The sequence below is a fragment of the Nostoc sp. WHI genome, assembly GCF_015714725.1.
In the GTDB taxonomy this organism is placed as follows: Bacteria; Cyanobacteriota; Cyanobacteriia; order Cyanobacteriales; family Nostocaceae; genus Nostoc.
On record NZ_WBKM01000048.1, the window covers coordinates 1 to 24704 of the forward strand.

At 42.6% G+C, this 24704-nt stretch carries 20 protein-coding genes and 1 pseudogene; 10 read left to right on the plus strand and 11 right to left on the minus strand.

The window, feature by feature from the left end; translation table 11 throughout:
• Both F8S12_RS40305 and F8S12_RS04670 read right to left on the minus strand, forming a co-directional pair.
• A pseudogene (locus F8S12_RS40305) lies at positions 1 to 143 on the minus strand (IS701 family transposase); the annotation flags it as partial.
• A 313-nt stretch (positions 144 to 456) separates the two neighbouring features.
• Positions 457 to 1278, minus strand: a complete 822-nt coding sequence (locus F8S12_RS04670) for a sulfurtransferase (protein WP_196515115.1) — start codon at positions 1276 to 1278, stop codon at positions 457 to 459.
• 696 nt (positions 1279 to 1974) lie between these two features.
• On the opposite strand from F8S12_RS04670, the gene F8S12_RS04675 reads away from it, so the two are divergent.
• The 4 genes from F8S12_RS04675 (at position 1975) to F8S12_RS04690 (ending at position 5390) form a co-directional block, all read left to right on the plus strand.
• Positions 1975 to 3135, plus strand: coding sequence for a response regulator (locus F8S12_RS04675; protein WP_196515116.1), 1161 nt, complete (start codon positions 1975 to 1977; stop codon positions 3133 to 3135).
• A gap of 200 nt (positions 3136 to 3335) precedes the next feature.
• Positions 3336 to 4688: a bifunctional UDP-N-acetylglucosamine diphosphorylase/glucosamine-1-phosphate N-acetyltransferase GlmU gene (gene glmU / locus F8S12_RS04680; RefSeq protein WP_196515117.1), complete on the plus strand. Its 1353-nt coding sequence runs from the start codon at positions 3336 to 3338 to the stop codon at positions 4686 to 4688.
• Between the two features lie 47 nt (positions 4689 to 4735).
• Complete coding sequence (locus F8S12_RS04685) at positions 4736 to 4954, plus strand: type II toxin-antitoxin system HicB family antitoxin (protein WP_196515118.1); 219 nt, start codon at positions 4736 to 4738, stop codon at positions 4952 to 4954.
• Between the two features lie 13 nt (positions 4955 to 4967).
• Positions 4968 to 5390 (plus strand): DUF29 family protein, encoded by a 423-nt coding sequence (locus F8S12_RS04690; RefSeq protein ID WP_196515145.1) that lies wholly within the window; start codon positions 4968 to 4970, stop codon positions 5388 to 5390.
• Here the strand turns inward: F8S12_RS04690 and F8S12_RS04695 are convergent.
• The 6 genes from F8S12_RS04695 to F8S12_RS04720 form a co-directional block, all read right to left on the minus strand.
• Positions 5381 to 6334, minus strand: a complete 954-nt coding sequence (locus F8S12_RS04695; RefSeq protein WP_196515119.1) for an isoaspartyl peptidase/L-asparaginase — start codon at positions 6332 to 6334, stop codon at positions 5381 to 5383. The genes F8S12_RS04690 and F8S12_RS04695 overlap by 10 nt on opposite strands.
• A 33-nt stretch (positions 6335 to 6367) precedes the next feature.
• Entirely contained in the window at positions 6368 to 6529 is a 162-nt protein-coding gene (locus tag F8S12_RS04700; protein ID WP_196515120.1) for a DUF2256 domain-containing protein, read from the minus strand.
• Between the two features lie 357 nt (positions 6530 to 6886).
• The gene (locus F8S12_RS04705; protein WP_196515122.1) at positions 6887 to 9937 is read right to left on the minus strand and encodes a hypothetical protein; all 3051 of its coding nucleotides are present in this window, start codon (positions 9935 to 9937) and stop codon (positions 6887 to 6889) included.
• A gap of 30 nt (positions 9938 to 9967) precedes the next feature.
• Entirely contained in the window at positions 9968 to 12715 is a 2748-nt protein-coding gene (locus F8S12_RS04710; RefSeq protein WP_196515124.1) for a tubulin-like doman-containing protein, read from the minus strand.
• A 20-nt stretch (positions 12716 to 12735) separates the two neighbouring features.
• Complete coding sequence (locus tag F8S12_RS04715; RefSeq protein ID WP_196515126.1) at positions 12736 to 14568, minus strand: vWA domain-containing protein; 1833 nt, start codon at positions 14566 to 14568, stop codon at positions 12736 to 12738.
• A 68-nt stretch (positions 14569 to 14636) separates the two neighbouring features.
• Positions 14637 to 17561, minus strand: a complete 2925-nt coding sequence (locus F8S12_RS04720) for a GAF domain-containing protein (RefSeq protein ID WP_196515131.1) — start codon at positions 17559 to 17561, stop codon at positions 14637 to 14639.
• 349 nt (positions 17562 to 17910) lie between these two features.
• On the opposite strand from F8S12_RS04720, the gene F8S12_RS04725 reads away from it, so the two are divergent.
• A complete protein-coding gene (locus tag F8S12_RS04725; protein WP_196515133.1) occupies positions 17911 to 18627 on the plus strand; it encodes a PEP-CTERM sorting domain-containing protein in 717 nt (238 codons plus the stop codon).
• Between the two features lie 208 nt (positions 18628 to 18835).
• Here the strand turns inward: F8S12_RS04725 and F8S12_RS04730 are convergent, their stop codons facing one another.
• Positions 18836 to 19552, minus strand: a complete 717-nt coding sequence (locus tag F8S12_RS04730) for a hypothetical protein (protein WP_196515135.1) — start codon at positions 19550 to 19552, stop codon at positions 18836 to 18838.
• 288 nt (positions 19553 to 19840) lie between these two features.
• On the opposite strand from F8S12_RS04730, the gene F8S12_RS04735 reads away from it, so the two are divergent.
• Positions 19841 to 20971 carry a quinone-dependent dihydroorotate dehydrogenase gene (locus tag F8S12_RS04735; RefSeq protein WP_196515137.1) on the plus strand — a complete coding sequence of 377 codons (1131 nt, stop codon included), beginning with the start codon at positions 19841 to 19843 and terminating at the stop codon, positions 20969 to 20971.
• Positions 20972 to 21221: 250 nt separating this feature from the next.
• Here the strand turns inward: F8S12_RS04735 and F8S12_RS04740 are convergent, their stop codons facing one another.
• Entirely contained in the window at positions 21222 to 21950 is a 729-nt protein-coding gene (locus F8S12_RS04740; RefSeq protein ID WP_196515147.1) for a hypothetical protein, read from the minus strand.
• Between the two features lie 85 nt (positions 21951 to 22035).
• Here F8S12_RS04740 and F8S12_RS04745 point away from each other — a divergent pair, with 85 nt between their 5' ends.
• From F8S12_RS04745 to F8S12_RS04760, 4 genes are all read left to right on the plus strand, one after another.
• A complete protein-coding gene (locus F8S12_RS04745) occupies positions 22036 to 22524 on the plus strand; it encodes a hypothetical protein (RefSeq protein ID WP_230967797.1) in 489 nt (162 codons plus the stop codon).
• Positions 22525 to 22661: 137 nt separating this feature from the next.
• A complete protein-coding gene (locus F8S12_RS04750; protein WP_196515139.1) occupies positions 22662 to 23276 on the plus strand; it encodes a Uma2 family endonuclease in 615 nt (204 codons plus the stop codon).
• 66 nt (positions 23277 to 23342) lie between these two features.
• Complete coding sequence (locus F8S12_RS04755; protein ID WP_196515141.1) at positions 23343 to 23945, plus strand: hypothetical protein; 603 nt, start codon at positions 23343 to 23345, stop codon at positions 23943 to 23945.
• Positions 23938 to 24087, plus strand: a complete 150-nt coding sequence (locus tag F8S12_RS04760; RefSeq protein WP_196515143.1) for a hypothetical protein — start codon at positions 23938 to 23940, stop codon at positions 24085 to 24087. Before F8S12_RS04755 ends, F8S12_RS04760 begins: the two co-directional genes overlap by 8 nt.
• On the opposite strand, the gene F8S12_RS04765 is transcribed toward F8S12_RS04760, so the two are convergent.
• The coding region (locus tag F8S12_RS04765; protein ID WP_196515144.1) for a WD40 repeat domain-containing protein at positions 24080 to 24704 on the minus strand (625 nt) is incomplete at its 5' end. The two genes, F8S12_RS04760 and F8S12_RS04765, sit on opposite strands and share 8 nt — an antisense overlap.

The following is a 24704-nucleotide window of genomic DNA, read 5'->3' on the forward strand; positions in this document are numbered from 1 at the left end:
AATCTGTTGACACTATCATGTGAGAAATATTCCATAATATCTGCTAAACGTGTGCAGCCTGGATACTTTGATTCTGCCAATAAAAATAAAGTGTAAGTGTTGAGATCACACTTTGCCGTGGATGGCTTGGTAGTTACTCTGATTGCCATACCCTCAATAGAGACAGTGTAAATTATCCATCTTTCCAGTCCTCTACTGCTAGCGATCGCCTATTATTTTCTGATTTTCTACACTACATTTATTGTCTTTTTTGTCAATGCGTAAGTTCTGGTTAAGATACAGCGCTTGCCCTGACTGGTTCCCAGCCTCTAGGCTGGGAATCCTATTGGGAGGCTCCGCCTCCTCTTTCTTGACGAGAGGCAGAGCCTCTCAGAATACATTCCCAGTCTTAGACTGGGAACGAGGTGACACAAGCCTTTGGGCTTTTCTTAGTACCATTCGACCAATGACCAATGGCTACATATAACTAATCCAATCACTCCAGCTACCAGCATAAAGTTTACCCTTGCTAATGCCAGCTAATTCTAAAGAAAGTAAATTTACACAAGCAGTAACTCCAGAACCGCAATAAACTAAGATTTCCTCGGCTGTTTCTACTTTCTCCCACCGACGGCGTTGTTCATGTTGAGGAAGTAAATAGCCGGAAGAATCTGTAACTTCTTGCCAGGGATAGTTAACTGCACCGGGAATATGTCCAGCAATTTTATCAATTGGCTCTCGTTCACCTCGGTAGCGATCGCTCTCTCTTGAATCTAGCAATAATACCTCTGGTTTATCTTTCCGACTTCTCACCACTGTAATATCCACCAACTTTTCTGTTTGTACTTCAGCTACAAACGTACCCATACGAGGTTGAGAAATCACATCCGTAACAGGATACCCGGCTTTTTGCCATCCAGCAAATCCTCCATCCAGTACCGCTACTTGCTCATGTCCTAGATAGCGCAACAGCCACCACAAACGAGCCGCAAAAGCAAAGCGCGAATCATCATAAGCTACAACCAGAGTTTTTTGATAATTTACCCCAATCGCCGCAAATTTGTTAGCTAGATCATTGGGGTTGGGTAAAGGATGTCTGCCGCCATGCTTACCTACTGGACTGGAAAGATCCTGATTTAAATCTAGGTAATATGACTTCTCTATATGACTTGTTTGGTACTGTTGTTGCCCTAGTTGTGGATCGGCTAAAGAAAAGCGACAATCCACAATAACGACTTGCGGATCTTCTCGATGTTCAAACAGCCAAGGTGGGGAAACAACAAATTGATTATTGGGCATGGGGCATTGGGTAAAACAGTTCCTATTTTCCGAGTTCTGAGTAAAGAAGTAAGATTTCCTACTCAGCACTCTCGAAGTTTGTAGTAAGTCCTATGTAACTATACTGAAATTTTGTCCCAGCTAGCTTTTGAGCATAAATTTTTTTTCTAAAAATTCTGATTTCCTTTCCCGATACTGAGCAATGAGTTTTTAGAATCCAAATATTTAGACTGGTACGACCATCAAATATGTAATATTTAGTATCCATACTTGAGTCTTGCTATAACTGAATAAGTAAACACGTATACATTTAATGATCGCCATAAAGACTTTAAACTCAAAACCCGATATCTTGATAGAAAGTAAGTGATTACAATGCTTTCTGGCGCTAAAATGTTCATAAATCTCCGTAAAAAGCCTGGTTTAACATTTGTGCGAGGTTATCATACTGGAATTAGAAGCAAAAAAATCGACAAAAATACACCCCTTGCTTGTAACATAAAAAATACATGCTGCAAAAAATCAGATAGGCAGCTTAACATAATGCATAATCCCTATAAAAACTCTGGCTCAGATGCAGTAGAATACTAAATTTATTTTTGAAATGTGACACTGTTAATTTATGCAAAAAATTGGAGTGCCTTTGTGATTCAATGGAAATCCAATCACACAAGCTTTATAGAACAAATTGTTAGTGGGTAAAACCCACTTACCAGAGTGAAGAGTATCGATTCAAATCATGCCGTAGGATCGCAAAATATAGAAGGTTATTCTTTAGGCTTATCTCAAGACCTGATGCTTGGAAATAGGCAAGCAGTGTCTTCTTGGATGAAAGCTGATGTTAATTGTGGTGGTGATTCATTGGTTTCTAGAACACTACAAGCCAAAGGTTCTGAAGTGAATGAGTTTGATTTAGATCCGCCGAAGGTTTTAGTAGTTGACGATCATGCTGCCAGTCGGATGACTGCTGTTGCCCTCTTAGGAATGGAAGGATATGAAGTGATTGAGGCGGACAGGGGTTCCATTGTTCTAGGATTGGTAACGCAAAAACAACCAGATTTGATTTTGCTGGATGTGATGATGCCAGGAATGGATGGATTTGAAGTGTGCCAATTGCTCAAACAGGATGAGCAAACCAGGCTAATTCCAGTGATTTTTATTACGGCGTTAAATGATAGGCGATCGCGCATTCGGGGAATTGAAGTTGGGGCAGATGATTTTCTCACCAAACCCTTTGATCGTGTAGAACTGGCGGCACGTGTGAAGTCATTGGTGCGGCAGAAGCGTCTAAATGAAGACTTAGATCATGCCGAACAAGTACTGTTTTCCATTGCTATGTCCATTGAAAGTCGCGATCCCAACACAGGCAACCATTGTGAACGCCTGGTAAAACTGGGACAAGTTTTTGGTGAATACCTCAACCTCTCACGCTACCAAATTCGAGATTTAAGGTGGGGTGGTTATCTCCACGATATCGGCAAGGTGGGTATTCCCGATGCGGTGCTGCTGAAAACAGGCAAACTCACCCCCGAAGATTGGCAGATCATGCAGCAGCACGTTTTGATTGGCGAAAAAATCTGCCAGCCACTACGCAGTATGCGGGGTGTAATTCCGATTATTCGCCATCACCACGAACGCTGGGATGGCTCAGGCTATCCTGATAGACTGAAAGGGAATGATATTCCCTACCTAGCGCAAGTATTTCAGTTAATTGATATTTACGATGCCCTGACTAGCGAACGACCTTACAAAAGAGCTTTTACTTCAGCAGAAGCGCTTTCAGTGATGCTAGAAGAAACTGATTCGGGTTGGCGCAATCCTCGATTAATGCAGCAGTTTGCCGAGTTTATTCCCTCTTACCAAAATAGAGAGTTTTAAGTAATTGATATTTCTGTCTTCTATGATTAGCTGGTATGATTTGAGCCGACATCTCAAAGTTAGGACTTACGCAAAACTACACGCTGTAGGGGCAATTCATGAATTGCCCTTTGGCATAGCTGCGCCTAACGCAATGACATTGTGTTTACTTACTTACCAATGGCATTAACCACAATTTTACAGATAGCTGATAGCTAATTATGGTAGTTGTAGCAATTCTAGCGGCGGGACGCGGCACACGGATGAAATCACGCTTACCCAAGGTTTTACATTCTTTGGGTGGGCGATCGCTAATAGAGAGAGTTCTTGAAAGTGTTGAACCACTCTCACCCTCACGGCGAATCGTAATTGTGGGGTATCAGTCCGAGGAAGTAAAAGCCGCCATGCATTCAATTCCCAATTTGGAGTTTGTTGAACAGACTGTGCAACTGGGGACAGGTCATGCTATTCAGCAATTACTTCCTCACTTGGAAGATTACACTGGGGATTTACTAATACTTAACGGCGATTTACCGTTGATACGCAGCGAAACCCTTCAGCAGATGTTACAAACTCACGCCCAAAATCAGAATGCTGCCACCATTCTCACCTCGCACCTACCTGACCCCACAGGCTATGGGCGCGTCTTTTGTAACGATGAAAATATTGTGCAGCAAATGGTCGAACATAAAGATTGTACTGCTGCCCAAAGACAAAATCACCGGATTAATGCTGGGGTTTACTGCTTTTGCTGGCAAGATTTGGCAAAGGTGCTACCACATCTACAAGCAAACAATGCCCAAAAAGAATACTATCTTACCGATGCCGTAACTCAGGTGGGACAAGTGATCGCAGTCGATGTAGAGGATTATCAAGAAATTCTCGGCATTAACGATCGCCTGCAACTAGCAACAGCAGCAGAGATTTTGCAAAGGCGAGTCAAGGAAAAATGGATGCTGGCGGGTGTTACTCTCATCGACCCCACAAGCATCACCATTGATGATACGGTAGAATTACAGGCAGATGTAATTATTGAACCCCAAACTCACCTGCGGGGAAATACGGTGATTCAAACCGGAAGTCACATTGGTCCGGGGAGTTTAATTGAAAATAGCCAGTTGGCTGAAAATGTCACAGTGCAATATTCAGTGGTTACAGATAGTACTGTGCAAGCGGGAAGCCGAATTGGCCCTTATGCTCATTTGCGCGGTCAGGTACAAGTGGGTGCTGGTTGCCGTGTAGGGAATTTTGTGGAATTGAAAAATACCCAATTAGGCGATCGCACTAATGCGGCACATTTATCATACATAGGTGATAGCGTTGTCGGCAATCAGGTGAATATTGGTGCCGGTACAATTACTGCCAATTATGACGGCGTGAAGAAACATCGGACTAAAATAGGCGATCGGACAAAAACGGGTTCCAATAGCGTTTTAGTGGCTCCAATTACCTTGGGTGATGATGTCTACGTGGCTGCTGGTTCCACTGTGACAGAAGATGTCCCTGATAATTCTCTGGTAATTGCCCGTAGTCGTCAAGTGGTGAAACCAAGTTGGCGGAGGAAGAGCCAATAAAGCGATAATTAAATCATCAGATTAGCTGATTTAACTAGAGGTAAAGTATGAGAAAAACAAAACAATTTACCGCGATTATTGAGCGTGAGGAAAAGGGCTATGTGTCCCTTTGTCCAGAACTCGATATTGCTAGCCAAGGTAATACCATCGAAGAAGCACGGAGTAATTTGGTTGAGGCATTGGAACTATTTTTTCAGACAGCTGACCCCTCTGAAATCCAAGATCGGCTAATTACAGAAGTCAGGATTGCCACGCACTCTTTTTGAGGTGAGTTACCAGATGGAAGAATTGCTAGAACTTAGACAACTTTTAGAACAAGGCAAAATCCATGAGGCGCTGCTGTTGGTGGATGAGTTAGAAGAAATGAGTCTAAGTGACAAAATCAATAAAATTGATAGTTATGGTGTGATTCTTCTCATCCATTTAATCAAACAAAAAGCTGAAAAACGTTCTACTCGCTCTTGGGATGTTTCGATAGAAAATACGGTGCGTGAAATCAACAAAATCAACAAGCGCCGCAAATCCGATGGTTTTTACTTGAATCAAGCCGAATTAATCGATATTCTGCAACAAGGATATCAAGTGGCACTGAAAAGAGCGGCGCTAGAAGCTTTTGAAGGGCGTTATGAAACCGAAGAATTAGCAGCTATGGTTAACGAACAAGAAACTTTAGCCGAAGCATTGAAACTGATTCAACAATAGCCAGTCAATTCACTATCATTCCACTCTAAAGTGTCGCCAATTTTCTCGCCATCGTGGTAGGCGGCGAGTAAGATTTCACTAGTTTTCCCCCAAGCGATCGCTCCACTGGCATCTAAAGCGATCGCTCCCAAATCCCGTTTGTTCTGGTGCGCTTCCCCAAGCGATCGTTGCATGGCATCCTTCAGGGACATCCCATCAGTGACACGGACTACAATCCTTGCGGCTAAACACTCATCGATGATATCTTCCCCAATTCCAGTACAGCTGACACCAGCATTACAAGTAGCATAATTACCTGCTGGCATCGCCGAATCACTTACCCTTCCAATCCGCTCAAAGCCCTTACCACCAGTGGAAGTACCAGCAGCTAGCCTACCAGAGGCATCTAAAGCTACCACGCCGATGGTACCACGCCCAGCATTACTGGTTTCTAGCAGTTCGGGTTCTGCTACCACGCCAGCCATTGTGCTTTTAAAATTATCCTGGCGTTCTTGTATCCACTCTTGTAACCGCAAATCAGTTAAAGCGTTATAGCTGGGAATTTGCATTTCTCGCGCCAACTCAGCCGAGCCGAAATCTGATAGCACTCGATCTGGTGAGTTTTGTAAAAATTGTGCCAACTCAATGGGATTTTTCACCCGCGAGATATTAATCACACCACTAAACCGCCCTAATGCGCCATCCATCAGAGAAGCACTCATCCGAATTTGCCCATCAGATTGCAGTACTGAACCAGTACCAGCATTAAAGCGGGGGTTATCTTCGAGCATTTGGCAACCCTGTAACACCGCCTCAGAGGCAGTTGCTCCCGACAATAGCAGAGCATAGACTTCTTCTACTACTGTATAGAGCGATCGGCGCACCGCCTCCAATCCTCCTTTACCGTGGAGAGAACTACCAGCCCCTCCGTGAATAATTAATTTAGGTTGCACCTGTGACTCCATTAATCCCTTGCGCTATTTGCGTCTGTGTTGCGGTTAAGTTTCATTTTGAGCTTCAGAACGGCGACGACGACAACGTTCTGAGCAGTATTTCACATCGTCCCAGCAATCTTGCCACTTTTTACGCCATGTAAAAGGACGTTGACATACCGGACATATTTTTGTCGGTAGGTCAGATTTAGAACGAACACGTCCCATATAAATACTGTGTAGATAAGAATTTGATTTCTGAAAGAGATGGAAGACAATTATAACCAGTTTGCTAGGAAGGGAAGATCATTTCGGTGAATAAATATAATGTCAATCTATCTTTAGAGTTATTTTTGACCTCTCTCTTAAAACTAAACCCACAAATCAAAACCTCACCCTCGCTTTACCCAAGGGTAAATCTTTCCCTCTCCTTAGTAAGGAGAGGGACAGGTTTTGCGTAGCAGAACCAGGGTGAGGTTTTTCAAAATTTTTGGGTAATTCAATGACTTGTGTGTAAACCGTAGCCGTTGTAGGGAAAAGGTTGGGGGTAAATTTTTAAAGAAGCAAAAGAGGGTGATTTAATGCTCAATTCAGAGGATTATACTCTAAGAGTAGATGATCTAAAAGCTTACCTTCGTAATGATTTAAATATGAAGCAGATGTTCCTAATTCCTGTAATTTATGGTAAACGAAATCACGTTCAAATGTTTCGATACGTTCTTCTAAGTTTCCATAGAGTTCCTGAAAGGTAAACTCAGTTGCTAAAGCTAAGGCAATTTGTTCTCGATCTTTACCAAGTGAGCGATCGTTGAATTGATAATCACCTTGAGAATGCTGGGATAGTAGCCCAAGAGCGATCGCTAAAAGCAAAGTTTGATAAGCTAATTTTAATTCCCTACCAGAACCAATTTCCTCTGGGATTAAATCGGGAATGTTTACGTCTTCGTCGATTTGTTCACTCTGAGTCCGTTCATAACAGTCTCGATAAAACTCAATTTGACCGAGAAAATAAGCCGGAAAGCCTAACGAACGGGTCAAAACACACAATCTCTGCTCATCTTCAGCTACCAAAGCGGTTAAAGTGCGACTAAATCGACTGTAAATCCCAAAAATTTGTTCTTTATCTTTTGCTCCTACCCAGAGGGTAATCTCTCGTTGAGAAGTTGGGTTTAAGTTAGCGTCAATATCCTGAATTCGCAGCAACAAGTTAGCGCTATTATAAAGTTGATTTAAACGCAAATTAGCAGTGTTTTGTGCAATTAAATCTGGTTGTTTTAATACTTCCCCAATGGACAAATTGCTTAATTGGTCAAACTGCCGGCGAGCAAAGGGGATAAGTTGCTTTTGAAATTCTTCAGCAGAAATTTTCCATGACTGAGATCGGCTAATTCGTTCCTGAGTGAATGTCTCAGTTGGTAATGTAGCCAGAAAACTTTGGTAATAAGCATCAATATCGGCATCGGTGAGAACTGTGAGTCTAACTTCTGAGAAGTTCGTCGTAGCTTGCTCGCGTTGAGCAACCAAATCATTATATATCTCAGACAAGTTGCTAAGAGTTTGCCGTAAAGTTTCAGCTCTTTGTTTAGCTATTTTAATCAGATAATTCAATGCCTCGACGCGGAGATTTTGGGCGTATAAATCATACTCCAACTTTAATTGTTCATTATAGCTACGACGTAATTCTACAATGGTTGCTTTAATAGAGCTTTCTAGTCGTTTAATTTGTTTCTGAACCTTCTGAATTCGACCGCGAATGTTAGTACTGTACTTTAGCCAAAGGATACCCAAGTAAGTCAGAATTGCTGCCGCAGCCCAAAGTAGGTAAGTAACTAAGTTAGCCCAAAACTTTTGCAATAACAGTAATAGTGTTGATTGATTAAAAATTCCGGTCAGAATCAGCAAGCCGAATAAAGCAGTAGCAACCAAAATAGGATAAATGACGAGATATTGAGAGCGAAATTGGTTTTCTTCTGCTAGCAGTTCACTTAGTTGATCTGTGGCTGTTTCAAGTTGATTTTCAATGGCAGTTAGGTGATTTTGAGCTACAACGATCGCAGCTGCGGCTTGTTCACGAGCGCCAGCGATCGCTATAAAACGATTTTTTCGAGTTTGTTCGATTTCTGCATTTAACTCTTGGCGATAGTCAGCAATTGCCGTTTCTAGCTGTTTCTGAGTTGTTTGAAGTTCTTGCAGTTCTTCTTCAGAATTTCTTTCAGCTAAAGTATTTTGTAATTGTTGCTGCCGCGATTTTAAGGACAGAATTTGGTTGAGCAGCTTTTGGGTAATTTCTTGATTAATTGTTACCTGCAATCTGGAGTCGAGAAATGCTTCCGCCACACGCAATTCTGTAACTAGATTCTGGGATTGATCGCCAATGGCATCCGTTTGTAGTTCCAAATGCAAAAAGGTCAATATGTTTAATAGCCTAGCTACTTCATGTAAACCTCTAGGTGTAGCATCAGCATAGCGATTAATGGTATTGTCTAAGAAAGTGGTTAGTGTTACCTGTAATTGTTTACAACAAGTTTCCAGCGATCGCTTACAGGAAAGTAACTCTTTATTTTCAAATTGCCGAAAAGCACGCTGCAATTCCATCCCATATTCCTGAGCCTGGCCTGTATGCATCTCAAGGCGCGGATTAAAATCTTGCCAAACTGGTTTGCCATTTTCTCGTTCTAATCCAAGAAAAGCATTGCTGAAATCTTCGCTGAGTACAAATCCTTTGGCATCTAAGAGACATTTGCGAATTGCCTCTGGAGTGAATTCTGCCTTCGGCAAAAACTGCTCGATCATAATATCGGCAGCTAAGGCAGCACTCAAACGGTTAGTAGTTATTTCTCCTGAAAAAAATAGCTCTCCATAACCAAATGCACTATAGGCGGGTATTTTACCCCGGACTTTTTGTGCGCCAATCAATAAGCCGTTGCCTTCCGGTTCCACGGTAAGAAAACCTGCCAAAGCATCAGCATAGCTGGGCAAATTATCTCTCAGTTCCCCAATTTGGTTATCCATCAGCCAGCAGTTATCAAAAGGTGGTGCTTTTTGATTACCTATAATTGCAACTTCAGTAGTCATTTTGTAATCTAACTCTTTCAGAAGCGCGTAAGCAGCACCGTAATCAGCATTTGTGGCTTTGCTAAATAACCCTGGTAGTAGCAATAACGCTTCTAAGCTGTAAGGAATATCTATGAAGTACTTAGAAAATAGCCAACGAATCAAGCGTACTATTTCAAAAACGACTCCCCTAGTAAATTGATTACTAACTGACAGCATCAGATATATTCGATGGCTGTTGCCGATTTTCACTCCTTGGCGTTTAGCTGCGATCGCTGATTGATTAGCCGTTTTCAATAAATCGATCAGTGCAGTTTGCAGTTCGCCAGTCGCTTCGGTGAACTGAGTCCGAATTTTGGAGATATAAGCTTGTTTACTATGAGTTTGAGCGAGATCAAAACTCGGATCAGCAAACTGATCTAACTCAGCACTAAAGCCAAAAGTTTGGCCATCCCAAGTTAAAGTATAAGTTTTAATTAAACAGCTTTGCTCGGTTGGAAATTCTTGCAGTTGCCGTTTAATGGCTGCACAAAAAGCGGCACTGTGAGGATCGAGTGCAAGTAAAATAGTTGGTTTGGGCATAAAAACATTCTTAGAGCCTAGACTACGGGGCTAAATAATCCCACCTATACCTTCGAGGTAATCTTCAATTTCCTGGATTTCCATTTCCACCTGTTCTTTAATCTGGGCATCAACCCTACCTCCCCTTAAAACCTGATTGAGGTGATTGGTGTACTTCTCCAGAACAACTTTCGCTTTTTCTTGGTCTTCCTCGGTAATACGCTCAATTTTTTCAGTAATTTCTTTAATTAGGCGCAAGTTACGTTTGAAAGCTTGAAATGCTGACTTGCGATCGCCTCCCAATAGCAAAACTCCGTCATCTGATCTTTTGGCTTGTTCTGTAGAAACCAAATATTTCCTATTCTGATTGACAATCAATTTATAAGGATCAGGTGCCAACGCTAAGGCAAACCAACGCAACGCCCCACCATCATCTTCCTGTGGAATTAAATTGGGTAAGTTTGTCCAATTGCGATGTAAATGCTTGAAAACTTTATTCGGATCTAGATAAGCTGACTCCAGTTCTTTCATGCCGTTGAAGGCAAATAAGGGGACACCAACTTCCACTCGAAACAGCATCACTTTATGGGGGTCGCCTGTCGGTACGAAAGAAGGATTATTATTTCCTCTCGGCAAGCGACTAGAAAGAGGTGGATTACTAAAAATTGTATTGTTACTCTCTACTCCGTAGTAATAAAATTCTGTGATTAAGTGTTGTTGTTGAATGGGAATTTCCGCTAGTTCATACTGCCAGAGAGGAACTGCAAGTTTACCAAGTTGTTGCAAATCTTGTCCGGCATCTTCTGGGTTGCTATCTGCTAAAACTTGCTCAACAGTCATACTGGTAAGAGGATAGTAAGCTTCATCGACAAATTTTAGAATTTCGTTCTTGACATCTTCAGCTTTTTTTTCAGACCAATTCGTTAAACTTTGAGACTGTTCTCGATACCAACGGATAAAATCTTCACCAGTGACTTTGGGGCGTTTCGTTTGCAGATTAATTCGCTGAATAGTGTGAATAAAAGGATTATCGTTACTTCCTTGACGGCTGACCTCGCTATAATTCTGTTCTAAATCTCGATAAACTTTATCTAAGTTGCTATGTAGACGTTGGCACTTTTCTTGGATTTCCTCTACCTTAACCCGCAGCACACCATAGAGTTCAGCCGCTTTATCACACCGCTTCCAATGTAAATAAGTTTTCCACTTTTGGTCAGCCCGTTCTTTGTACCTCTGGCAAGCTGCTTGAATAGTATTTTTATTTTTAAAGAAAGTTTCTGAAGCTTCTTTAAGCTTTTCTTCATGGGCTTCTAATTTCAAAGCATTGAAGCTCGATTGTGCTTCTTGCGATTTGCGCTGCACACTCTGTTGCAATTCATCCAGTTTTGGGGAAAGTTTGGTTAAAAATTGCAAGACATAAGCTAATCCATTGGAACGGTTGATACTTCGCTCCCACCAAGTTGCGATCGCACCAGTTGTAGTCTGTTGTAAGCGATAAAAGCTCAATCCCAATTCTTGAGCCGTCCGTTGTTCAAATTGATCTAACTGCCGTTTGTAGAGTTCTTTAATCGTCGGCAAAGCTGTGTGATCGTAACGCATTTCGCCAATTCGGAATTCGGGTTTTATTTGTCCGCCGCGATCGCTTTCAGTTAACGCATTCAGGACGGTAGTAGCGTCTGCTAAGTTAGAATCTTCTAAAAATCGGGTGATTTCGTTTTCTAAATCTATTATTGGAGGAGATGCCATTAACTCATTCTTTAATAAGTTTTGAGCATCTTCTAATTTCATGCGATCGTATTGTTGCACTGGCAGAGTCAGGGTAGCAAAGCCAAAACTACAGTAATTTATATTGCGTCCGCGAACTTTTTCACCATTTGCTAGATAAGCCCGAATGTTATCAGCAACGTTAGCAGCATCTAGACCGATTTGAGAACCAATCTGGATGTATAAGCCATCTGCAACTAAATTTTGCAAATCATCTGGACGACCGACTACAGTTCCATTTTTGTTAACTCCATCAATTAAAAATACAGCATCAAAGGGAGGGCGATCGGCTTTGACTTTTCTGATTCCATAATCAATCTCAATACTATTAGAGGGTGACAATTCCCAAAAGTGTTCGATTTCCTTGAGAGCGCCATAAGCATTAGACTTCACCAAGTGAGTTTGGGCAATATTGGCAAACACTCTCGGTAAAACAAATACCCCCGTAATATTAGAAAAATTATTAAGATGTTCTCGTGTTAAAAATGCCACATCTAAGAATGTACCACTGCCCGTCCCACCTGCCAAACTGCCAACAATAAAAACTTCGACACCATCCCGACTGGAAACTTGAAAGTTATCTGCAAATACTTGTTTGTTATTGCGAATTTCGCGTACAGAATTGATTGCTTGAGCAATTAAAGCGTTAATATTGGCTACTTTAGCAAATAAAGCCAGCCGCCCCCGTGCTCGAATCTGTCCAGCACCATTTATCAGAGCGTTTGCTGGAATGTTCCTAGGCCACCATTCAGCGATGTGGTCGTTAAGTGTTAGCGGTAGCGGATTTGCTACAGAGATGGCGTAAAGTTCGTTAGGTTCTAAGATCACCTTGGTGCCATCAGGTGATTTTTCTCGTTCTTGGATGTTTTCGGTAGTATCAATTGAAATAAAACGAATAACTTCTGGCACTGAGCCGTAAATATCTATAAATCGCTTTTTGAGTTTGAGTACAACTTCATAACCCGTTCCTCCTAACCCGATAACAACGGTAGGTCGAAAAACAACCGTGGGACGCACAACCGTGGGACTTAACATTCACTTTCCTGTAATATTATTCAAAAGTTTGTCTGCCCACTGCTTGACTCAGAGGGTCTTTGGTGTTCAATCCAGTTAAATTGCAGCTTAACGTTGCCAATCTCGATGATGTCCTCGTCGTAGAGTTCATCTGTATTTATATTTTTAGTATTGACAAAAATTACACCTTTCAAACAATGTAAATCTATATTCTTTTTGCCTGCCCGCCAAACTGTGACTAACTCGGCATCAGAATTTGTGCCAGCTATTACTGGTATTAATTCACTTAAGCATACTTTGCTCTTGTGCTGGTGAGTGAGACTAATCTCTTCGTCTTCCGATGATTGTGGCCGTGGTTCCAGCACTACCAGCGCCCCTTCTAAGTACTTACGGTTGCGGAAATGTTCGACTAACTCTAAGGGGGTTTTGCGTTGAATCAGACAAACTACTATCAGGGCAATTAACAACACCAACAGCAGTAAGAGCAACCAAATTACTATTTTTCGTCCCAGTGGCATCAAAATATGTAGATGAACTTCCGCACTGACAGGACTAACAATCGGATTATCTGGGGTTAGGACTAAGGTGAAGGTGCGATCGCCTGCAAAACTGCTATCAGTAACCTGTAACTGCACAGGAATTTTAGTTTCTCCTGGTTGTAAGGATATAGCTGCTGAAGGTTCTGCCACAGACACGTCTTTGGAATTGCCTTGCAGTTGTAAGCTAGCTGTTCCAGATATATTGGTGTTAACTAACAAACTTTGAGTTTCAGTAGTTTTACCTGCTTCAATTGAGCCAAAATCTATCTTTGTCGGTTGTATTTGTAGTTTTGACTTAATGGTTATAGGTAGGTCAATTGTAATCGGTGCAATCGCTTGGTCTGCGATCGCTAACACCAAGCGCAAGCTACTAGCGCCCCCCTTTGCCTCTGCTGGTATCTGTAAACGCACGGGAATGACTGTTGCTTGATTAGCAACTAACTCGATGGTGCGATCGGGTGGAATTAAGCGAATACCACTTTGCTGAGGGTCTTCCAGTTGCAAACTTACCTTACCATTGACATTACTGATGCCATTAATATTGAACGGTTCAGTAGTTGTTCCAGGTAATACTGGCTGCAAATTGGCAGTGGGTAAATTGACATCAAGCTTAGGTGTAATTAGCACTGGTCGGATATTTTCAGCCAGCTTATTGAGTTTAACTCCTCCAGGATCTCGCAATACCCGTCCTTTCCCGCAAAGCGCTGGATTGCTAGCAAAGTCATTCAACTGCTTTTCGTGTTCTTTTAATCCTAAAGATACAAAAAATATATAGGGCTTGCATTGTTGCTCACGTAAAAATTGGGTATTACTAGGTATAGAAATAGGATTAGGAATACCACGCACATCTTCTAATCCGTCTGTCATAAATACTATACTGACAGTACGACCAAGAGCATCAGCACGTTTGTTTAACAGGGCGGAATGTTGCAAAGCCTTTTCCACAGCCTTACCTGTATGAGTACGCACACCTTGAGCTTGAAGTGAGCTAATTATTTGCTTGAGTTTACCTCTGTCTGCATTACTAGTAATACTGACATCATTGGCATTTAAGGTGACATCTTGAGCGAAACTATAAATAGTAACTGTATCGCCTAATCTGGCCGTGTTAACAAATTCAGTAACAGAATTCTTTACTGGCTCAAAAATGTTTTTCGTTCCACCTACACCACGCATTGAAGCAGAAGTATCTACTACTAAAATCCAATCAATTCCCCCTTTAGGAGTAGTCTGAGCATATGCACCACACAAGTTAGGAATTGATATTAGAGCTAAAACAATAATGCTTTGGATTGAACTAAATCTCAACCAATGCTTGAAGTATCTAAAACTCATTGATATATTTCTCCAGTGATTTTTTGTTACTCAAGCTTATTTATTAACACTTGCTTGGAAAAATAGTACTAAGAATCATTACCAACTAACGGCAACAACAAGCGGCTAACTACCCGATTATCTGGTAATTGATAGAAATTCAACTCTCCTCCCAACTCCTGCATAAGGTTTTGGCAGATCAACAAATGTAAAGCTGGTGGTTGGTCGAGGTTGGAGGAAGCAAGTACATCCTTGGGTATATTTTGATGTAGTTCTGTAAGTAACTGTGGTTCGATCGCACCGTTGTATGTAATCGATAGCTCTAGCAATGCTTGATGATCAGCCCCTACCCTTGCAGAATCACGCTTTGCATCTGCGTTTTTAGATGCATCTAAACGGCGACACCAAATATCAATTCTGCCGCCGATTTGAGAACGGTTACAGGCAGTAACCAACAATTCATGGATAACTAATTCAATTTTGACAATATCACCAGCGATCGCCATTGAAGGTTGAGCGCTGGAGGTAGGAACGCCTCTAACAAGGGAAGAATTCTTTGGCGACTCTTGCTCATCAATTGGTTGTCCCAAACCATGTACACCAATCCACAGCTTTTGTTGTTTAAGTAAATTTTCGATGCGTTCGAGCGATCGCTTTAGTAAACTAGCTATGGGCATAGTTTCCCAACTGATATGTAGCTGCCACTGCTCAAGTTTGAGCATTCCACTCATGGAGGTGGCTGTGTGATCTAACTGCCGCAGCAATAGCTGGTAGCGCATCTGAGTCAGTTCATTAGCAGGAATGCCCAAATCATGTATTTGTTTAAGGGAGTGCGCCGTTATTCTTTGAATTTCCTCTAGGCGACGATGTTTGTACCAGTTGAGTTGGCGTAATTCCTCTGTTGTGGATTCTAGAAGTCGGGTAATTTGCTTTTCACGACGCCACCAGGCTAATTGAGAAATCAGAGTTGCTGTTGCACTGAGGCTTTGTTCTGACCAGCGACGCTCTTGATAGTCTGCCAACAACACTACACCTGTGATTTCATGGTCAGCATTGGTACGTAATGCCATCACGAAAATTTGACCTTTGTCTGGAGCATTCAACCATTTTCGAGTTTCCGGCGGTAAATTATCTACCTTCAAAGTTAGGTAACTTTCCGTAGCAAGTGCCCACTGAATTAAGGCTTCAGCCTGGACAGAAATAGATGCATCAGAAAAAATCCCAAGTTGGCTATTTTCAATTACTCCAGGGATAATTTCTGCCCAACTTTCACCAGGCGACCAGGATAGCAGTACCGCTAGGGGACAGCCCAAAATTGATGCTATTTGTTCGAGTGCGGTGCGTTCTAAATGATTTTTTTCGACCTCGATTTTGCTGTTCTGGGATTGTGTCAGGATGCGTAGGGATTGCTCAAATGCCTGGGAAACTTTTTGCTGCTGGGTGGTGCGGTTGTGCAATTGCCACTGACGAACAATGACACCTATCTGTTGGCTGACAGTCCACAGCAATTCTTTTTCCAGAGTTGTCCAAGAACGATGGGTTTCGTGAGTGATGACCAAAAGCGCTACTGGGATATGACCCTGAGTGCATTTACAAATAAGTAGCGATCGCACACCATTTTCTAATAAAGGGGGACGCCAGTTAAAAAAGCGTAAATCTTCATCTAAGTTTTCAATCTCCACCGCTTGAGTTGAACGTTGTAAAAGCTCTCCATCTAATTCTTTGAGAATATTGAGGCTAAATGTCAACGGTCGGCGATTATGGGGCTGGTTTTGGTAAATAAATTGATAATTATTCTGCTCAGGGTCATGCTGCAACAGTAAAAAGCGTGTGGCACCAAGCCTGGCTAAAACTCTTTTAGCACAGAGGTGTAAAGTTTCCTGAAGGTCATGTTCGTTATAGATACCTTGGGCAACTTGGCCACTCAGCTGGGCATCCTCTTGAATCTTTTTGATGGTGCTTTCCATGTTTTCCGTGGGTGCAACCAGGGAAATTAAGCCAGCAGCACCTTGGACAAAATTTTTGTCTGTCTCCGTCCAGATTCGAGGTTCATTGCTTTCCACCGCCAGAAAACCTAGTAGGTTTTTTTGCCAGATGATTGGAGCTGCCAAAAGCGATCGCACCTTCAACCGTTGCAGCAATTTTGCCGTAAAATGGCTCTTTAAAGAACTGCGTGCATCACCAATCGAAACAATTTGGTTAACTGATAAAGCATAATAAAAATCGCTCAACTCCTGTACAGTCATTCCTGCTGCTTGCTGACTGGTGGAATTGCGATCAATGTTGACAAGCTGATTGCTCATCCGACACCAAAAGTAGCGCCCTTCTCGCTCAAACCAGTAAATATTTGTCCGGTTGGGGGAGACAAATTTATGAGTTGCTTGCACTGCTGCTTCAAGTTTTTGATTAAGGTTACTGAGGCTGCGTAAATTTTCTAGTAATTCTAATAATGGCTCGTCGGTTCGCTTGGTTTGCTTTTGCTGCAAATGCATCTCATTTTGATAAAGCACTGCCCCCAACTCGCCTAAAACCATCATCAAACGTGCTTTTATTTCTCCTGTCAGGAGATAGCCCCAGCGTTCTGAACCCAATAACAACACACCCAGGCAACGGTCTTTATAGCGAATTGGTAAAATAATCGTTCCTTGGATGTGGAACTTTTCGGCAACTTTTCGCCATTCGGCGGCACGGATTTCAGTTTGCAAATCAGCTACGCCCAAGGGATGCTGTTCAATCACCACTTGCTCTAATAAATCCCCAGGACTGAGAACAACCCTTTGTCGTAAAAAGCTGGTGTCATTATCAGGTGTCATCCCCCCTTTGCCAAATAATATGTGATTTAGGCGATCGTAAAGAGCAATCCAAATCAGTCTGTAGTCAAACTGCTCTTTGAGATAAGAAATAGTAGTTTCAATCAGAACGTCAACATCATCTTCTTCCCTAAGGCTCTGGAGGACGCGCCCTAACAAAAGGATCTGCTGTTCGGCGGCTATAGATTTTTGCGGCTGCCCCATCTGATTTATTGCTTAACATAACTTGTAATATATAAGATGCCCAGAAAAGGACTCTGAGTAATAGGCTGTCACGCATTTCGTCCAGACAAGACTCTCAAATCAATGAACAGTGAACAGTTATCACTTTATAGAAGCTTTATTTTAAGTAAAGATACTGTAAAAAAGCCGCAACCCTTGGATACTATGGCTTAAATATATTTACTTTTATAAAAAAATAAATAATACATTATGTTTATTTTGTAAAAAGCTCAAATAGCGATCGCAATTAAGTATTTTATCAATATAATACGTCTGTTGTTTGACGATGTGTGTCAGTACAATCTAAATTTGAGCTTTTTTGGAGAGCAAAATGAGTTTTACTTTCACTTCAAGTCCTAATTCTCTCAAACTTAGGCTTACAGGGATGTTAGGATCAGTTGCTTTATTGTTAGCTGGAACAACTTCGGCGCACGCTGTCAGTGTTACAGCAACCCTTACAGCAGATAACCATTATGGTCTTTACTACGGTAAAGTGGACGGTAGCGAGTTGACATTTGTTGGTAGAAACGAGAAGGGTACATCTGGCAATCCTGGCGTATTTAACTGGTCTTTGCCTGAAATCTTCAACTTCAATGCCAATGACGGAGACTACTTGTATGTCCTAGCTTGGGATGATGGCGGACCACAAAACTGGATAGGCGAGTTCAAATTGCCTGATGGCGGTTCCCTCTTATCAAATACCAGCGATTGGGTATACCAAATTGGTAGTGGTGCAAATCCGGGTGAGTTTGGTGATGTTCCTTTATTAACAACTGTCGCTAGCGAAATAGGTAGCGCTAGTTGGAATATCCCACAGGCCTCGGCTCCACAAGGAACTGCTCCTTGGGGTACGATTCCAGGTATATCTTCGCAAGCAAACTTTATATGGCATGACTCGCTGGACAACGACTCGAGCAGCGATCGCAATTATGCCATCTTCAGAACGAAAGTAGCGATTACCTCTGTTCCTGAACCCAGTACTCTTGGTGTCGTAGCACTTGCTGGTGTCATGGGCTGGATGATAAAGCGTAAGCAAAAAGCCTCCTAAGCAGGATAAGTTCGTCCTTGTTATACAGTTAAAGAAGTGTTTTATTTCATAGCAATATTCCAATACTCTTACCCATAAGTGAGGGTATTTTTTATGCAACCTGTTAGAAACAAATGCTGAAAAAAGTTACGTGGGCATGATTTAAATCAACGTGAGTTCGACGGGTTATATTGAATATATTTATTTGTTGCAAATGCCTAAGAGCTATTTAGGCTTTTTTCACAGCGAGTTTTTTCTTTAACATAATCCCAAAAAATCCAACTGCTACTATTGATCCGATTGTGTCAGCTTCAGGTATAGATTTTGAGCCAATTGTCAAGTTGTCAATCTCGATGTAACCCTCAATAGTTGGCTGCCCACCCACAAGTCCAATATTAAAACTCTTAATACTCGTATCAGATGTAATGCCAAAAAAGTTTTTGCCTGCTAATGAAAAATCTTGCTCAGTATTATCTCCAAAAGTGACATGAGCAAAGTAATCAGTGTCAGCTAATATATCAAAACCTGCACCAAATACACCAAGTGCATTCGCTACAGATGCTTGGGTAAAATCTAACAAGAAAGAACCATTGCAACCAGTACAATATCTGTTACCAGAGCCTCTTGCTACTATCAGGTTATACCCAGAGCCAGGTGGAAATCCATTACCCTCAAATGTAGTTGTTGACTGATATCGCGTCTCATCAAGCACGCTACTCATGGAAGCATTGGTATGAATGACTAAGCCTGGCTGGTTAAGAATATCACCATTAAGATATCCAGAACTTTCGTAATCATCAACAATAAAATTGTCTAGTTGATTCTGAAAAGTTGTCTGGTCATTAAAAAGAGTGTATGCTTGCGTCTGTTGTATTCCTAATCCTAAGCTCAGAGCGATAAATGTTGCTCCAGCAGTAGACATGGATAAAATTTTCAAAGTACTCATAAACTTACCCTCACACACTAAAAGTTGGCTCTTTTATTTGATTGGTAAAACACAATCGTTCCAAATACTTGTGCGGAAATTACATACCCGCCGATTTATTATAACCACATTCCGTACCCTCAACTCTCCCATTTCAAATGATCTGTGCTAATACTCTAGCCAAGTTTAAATTGATGGATAAGCAAGTTTGTAGTCAGGACTTTAGTCCTTATTTTTTCAGCACTCAAGTCCTTACTAAAAACCGTCAAAACTAGCTTGACAAAGTACTAGATCCAAAAATCAAAGCTAATGGATATTTATAAATTTGCAATTAGTCCGCTTTTGTTCAATGTGGTAAAACCAGACCCTGAGTGGTTGCACCAGCAGACGATTCGCAGTTTTAGCTGGCTATCGCAAACCCCTGCTAGTTGGGTAAACCAACGCTTACAAAAATCCCTGTGCCTCTACGATTCACGTCTAGAACAAAATTTGTTTGGGCTAAACTTCCCAAATCCCGTAGGGTTAGCAGCTGGCTTTGACAAGGATGGAGTCGCTGCTAGCATTTGGTCTAACCTGGGTTTTGGCTTTGCGGAACTAGGAACTGTAACTTTTCACGCACAGCCAGGAAATCCGCGTCCCCGTTTGTTTCGCTTGCCGTTAGACAAAGCTGCTCTCAATCGGATGGGCTTTAATAATAGTGGTGCAGCAGCAATGGCGGCACGTTTGGCACAGGAAAAACAGAAATTAACCCAGTCAATACCCATAGGGATAAATTTGGGTAAATCTAAGATAACTCCCCTAGAAACAGCTGCACAAGATTATCTCGATAGTTTTCGCTTACTCAAGGATTTGGGAGATTATTTTGTTGTTAATGTTTCTTCTCCCAATACACCAGGGTTACGATCGCTCCAAGATGCTTCGATGCTCAGTGCCATCTTAGAATTATTACAACAAGAAAATACTGCACAAAAACCAATTTTTGTCAAGATAGCCCCAGATTTGGATTGGGTTGCGATCGCTGACATTATTTCTTTGGCTAAGACCTACCAACTGGCAGGAATTATTGCCACTAACACCACCATCAGCCGTGATGGATTAAAAACCCAGGTGATTGACCAAACGGGTAAATCACCCCAGTCAGAAGCTGGCGGAATTAGCGGTGAACCATTGCGCGATCGCTCCACTGAGGTAATTCGTTTTATTTGGCAGCAAACTCAAGGACAAATCCCAATTATTGGCGTTGGTGGCATCTTTTCCCCAGAAGATGCTTGGGAAAAAATTATTGCTGGTGCTAGCCTAATCCAAGTTTATACAGGCTGGATTTACGAAGGGCCGCTGATGGTACGCCGGATTCTTCAAGGTTTGCTAGACAAACTAGAACAAAGCGGATTAAATTCCATCAACGAAGCTGTGGGTTTAGAATTCAAAAATCAAAAGTAATTGAAGAAGAATACAGAATTCAGAATTCAGAATTCAGAATCAATTAAGGGAGGGACTTAAACCCATTTATTTAGAACCTCTCTACGAGACGCTGCTTGAGCAAGGGGGTACGTGGAATCCTTCTCTCCGAGACGCTAAGAGCGAACGCGCTGCGCTATCTACCAGTGGTCAATGAGCTTGTCGAAGTGTCGCACATAATTCAATTCTGAATTCTGGCTCCTGACTCCTGAATTCTTTCTTGTTAATATTGTTATCCTTCTTCCTCCACTGGGAAAAACTCCTTAGTTTTTTCCGAGTATGACCAGGCAATACTATCAGGATCTTTGCCGCGACTCCACTCAGGAAATTCTGGATCATTTCGCCGTTTATAAACCGTGCTGGAATAGACATTTAGCCGTTTGGCGAGTTCGGATTGGATCAGAGAGCCAAAAACTAACTGTTTTTCCAGCGATCGTTTAGCTTCCTCATGGGTTAGCTCTGGCAATGATTCGGTTTCTAGTTCTTCCTCCTGTAAAGTTTGTGGCGGTGGTGCTAAGAGCGATCGGGCAGTTTTAGAAACTGGTTGAGCAGTAAGTTCTTTAACAGGCTCACTACTGTCGAGGATATTGCCGAGAATGCTGGCAGTTATAAAGTAATAAGACTGCCCCGCATCTTCGGAGTTCAGTACACTGGCACCAAATTCCGAGGCTTTAGTATCCAAGTAGCGTTTTGCCGTTGTTCCAGGAAAATTGCCCCTGATTGCCAAGTCCATTGGCGTAAGTCTGCCCTGATTTTCGCGAACCAACTGATGAAAAATTGGGTTAACTCGAACAGTCCACTGTTGCCATTGATATTCCTGCCAAAGCTTGAAGCCAATTACCAACACAATTAACGCTAGTAAAAGTCTCCAGGTAGCAACCAGGAAAATAATCAAAAACGAGATGGGCAAAAGTAGAACGAGAAAAGCCTTACCGTTATCTTCTATGGGTTTTTCACTCATGCCGATTTTTGCCAAGTGAATTTGGGGAAATAATATTATTATATTGGCAAAATTGGGGACATTTTTTGTATCTTTTGGCAAAGTTGTGGCAAAATTGTTGGCAAAACCGAGACTAAGCAAATGTTGCACTCCCAGTTATTGCGATCGCCTAGCGTCTCGTAGAGAAGAAACCCGCAGTCATTGCGATCGCCTAGCATTTCGTAGAGAAGAAACCCGCAGTCATTGCGATCGCCTAGCGTCTCGTAGAGAAGAAACCCGCAGTCATTGCGATCGCCTAGCGTCTCGTAGAGAAGAAACCCGCAGTCATTGCGATCGCCTAGTGTCTCGTAGAGAAGAAACCCGCAGTCATTGCGATCGCCTAGCGTCTCGTAGAGAAGAAACCCGCAGTTATTGCGATCGCCTAGCATTTCGTAGAGAAGAAACCCGCAGTCATTGCGATCGCCTAGTGTTTCGTAGAGAAAAAACCCGCAGTTATTGCGATCGCCTAGCGTTTCATAGAGAAAAAACCCGCAGTCATTGCGATCGCCTAGCGTTTCATAGAGAAAAAACCCGCAGTCATTGCGATCGCTTATAATTATCTGCAATTGCGCTTGCGTTCGATACCCTTGGGCGATCGTACAGTGCCGGAGGCGGACGCTAAGAAAGCTTGTAGAATTTGTTAGTTAATAGGGTAGGCATCATTTACCGAATCCCTATTGGTAAGAGGTCAACATGGTACAAACACCCGCTAGTCCAGAAATCGAAACCCTATTGATTGAGTTGCCCAAGTCCATTGGGCTGTATGTTACCCAAGAACAGTTTGCTGCTTTAGCCGCAGCCAACCGAGACTTGAGACTGGAAAGAACCGCAAAAGGAGAGTTAATAGTGAACCCACCAACAGGCTGGGAAACTGGGAGACGCAATTGGAACATTTCAGGGGAGTTGTATTTATGGTGGCGGAATGCGGGTGAACCGGGTAAAGCCTTTGACTCTTCTACAGGCTTCATTTTACCTAATGGTGCGACTCGCTCCCCTGATGCCTCTTGGGTGAGTGGAGAACGATGGGAGGCGCTGACTTTGGAACAAAAAGGAACGTTTGCGAATATTTGCCCTGACTTTGTGGTGGAGTTACGCTCTAGTTCAGATACCCTCAAGTCCGTAAAAGATAAAATGAGGGAGTATATCGACAATGGCGCGAGATTGGGCTGGTTAATCAATCCGCAGCAGCGACGGGTGGAAATTTATCGACCGGATAAAGATGTGGAAGTGTTGGAGAATCCGGGGGAATTGTCGGGTGAAGCAGTGTTGCCGGGTTTTGTCTTGAATTTGCGGCGGGTGTGGGATTGAAAGCATCTTGGTCGCTACGGGTTAATTAAATAGTTTTTATATAAGAAAATAATAGGGAAAATCCTGATGCCTTATAGTGAATTTACCCTCAGTAAAGCTGTAGAGGATTTTCAACTCACGATCATTGAGGGCGATCGCTTTTTTCCTGAAATTTCCCCAGTCAATCCAAGTTCTTTACTCAAAGATACACTGAAAGAAACGCTGCCTTGGGCGATCGCAGTCAGTACAGAAAAAGCGCGTTCTGAAGGTATTATCAATCCAGTTTTGTTAGAAGTCAAACGTCAGTTCAAAGGACAAATTAGTGTCTTTTCGGGTGAAGAGTTCAGCGTGCAGCCAGAGGTTGATTTGACGGGTGATGTCGATTTTCTCATTAGTCGCTCTCCAGAGCAGTTGTTTATTAAGGCTCCTGCGGTGGTTTTGGTGGAAGCGAAGAAAGAAGACCTTAAACCAGCACTGGGACAATGTTTAGCCGAGATGGTGGCAGATCAACGCTTTAATCAACAGAAGCAGCAGCCGATTTCAATCATCTACGGAACGGTAACGAGTGGTACAGTTTGGCGGTTTCTTAAACTAGAAGGGCAAACTGTGACGATTGACCTGAACGATTATCCACTACCGCCGGTTGAGCAAATTTTGGGCAAACTGGTTTGGATGGTGCAAAATGGCTGATGCAGGCGATCGCCTATCGTACAATGGGAATCTGTTTTCTGGCGATCGCATCACTGCACTTCGTTGCGATCGCAACGACGTTTTATCTGGCAAGCTGATATTAATCCAGCTATGCATAATTTTTCCCTTGGCTTTTACTTGATATCGTCACAGAGATGGCGATCGGTCACATTGGGGTTATTCTGCAAATAATCATGCAGCCAATCGCAACCCCGCACCAACAACCGGTCTAAATTATCCACAGGCCACAACCGCGCTGTGTTGTCATCAGATGCCGTGGCGATGGTTTTGCCGTCCGGGCTGAAACTCACACTATTGACTAAGCCTTGATGCCCTTTGAATTCTTGGAGCAGTTGCCCGTTGAGCGTCCACAACCGCGCTGTCCCGTCAGATGATGCCGTGGCGATGGTTTTGCCGTCCGGGCTGAAACTCACACTATTGACTAAGCCTTGATGCCCTTTGAATTCTTGGAGCAGTTGCCCGTTGAGCGTCCACAACCGCGCTGTGTTGTCATCAGATGCCGTGGCGATGGTTTTGCCGTCCGGGCTGAAACTCACACTATTGACTAAGCCTTGATGCCCTTTGAATTCTTGGAGCAGTTGCCCGTTGAGCGTCCACAACCGCGCTGTGTTGTCATCAGATGCCGTGGCGATGGTTTTGCCGTCCGGGCTGAAACTCACACTATTGACTAAGCCTTGATGCCCTTTGAATTCTTGGAGCAGTTGCCCGTTGAGCGTCCACAACCGCGCTGTGTTGTCA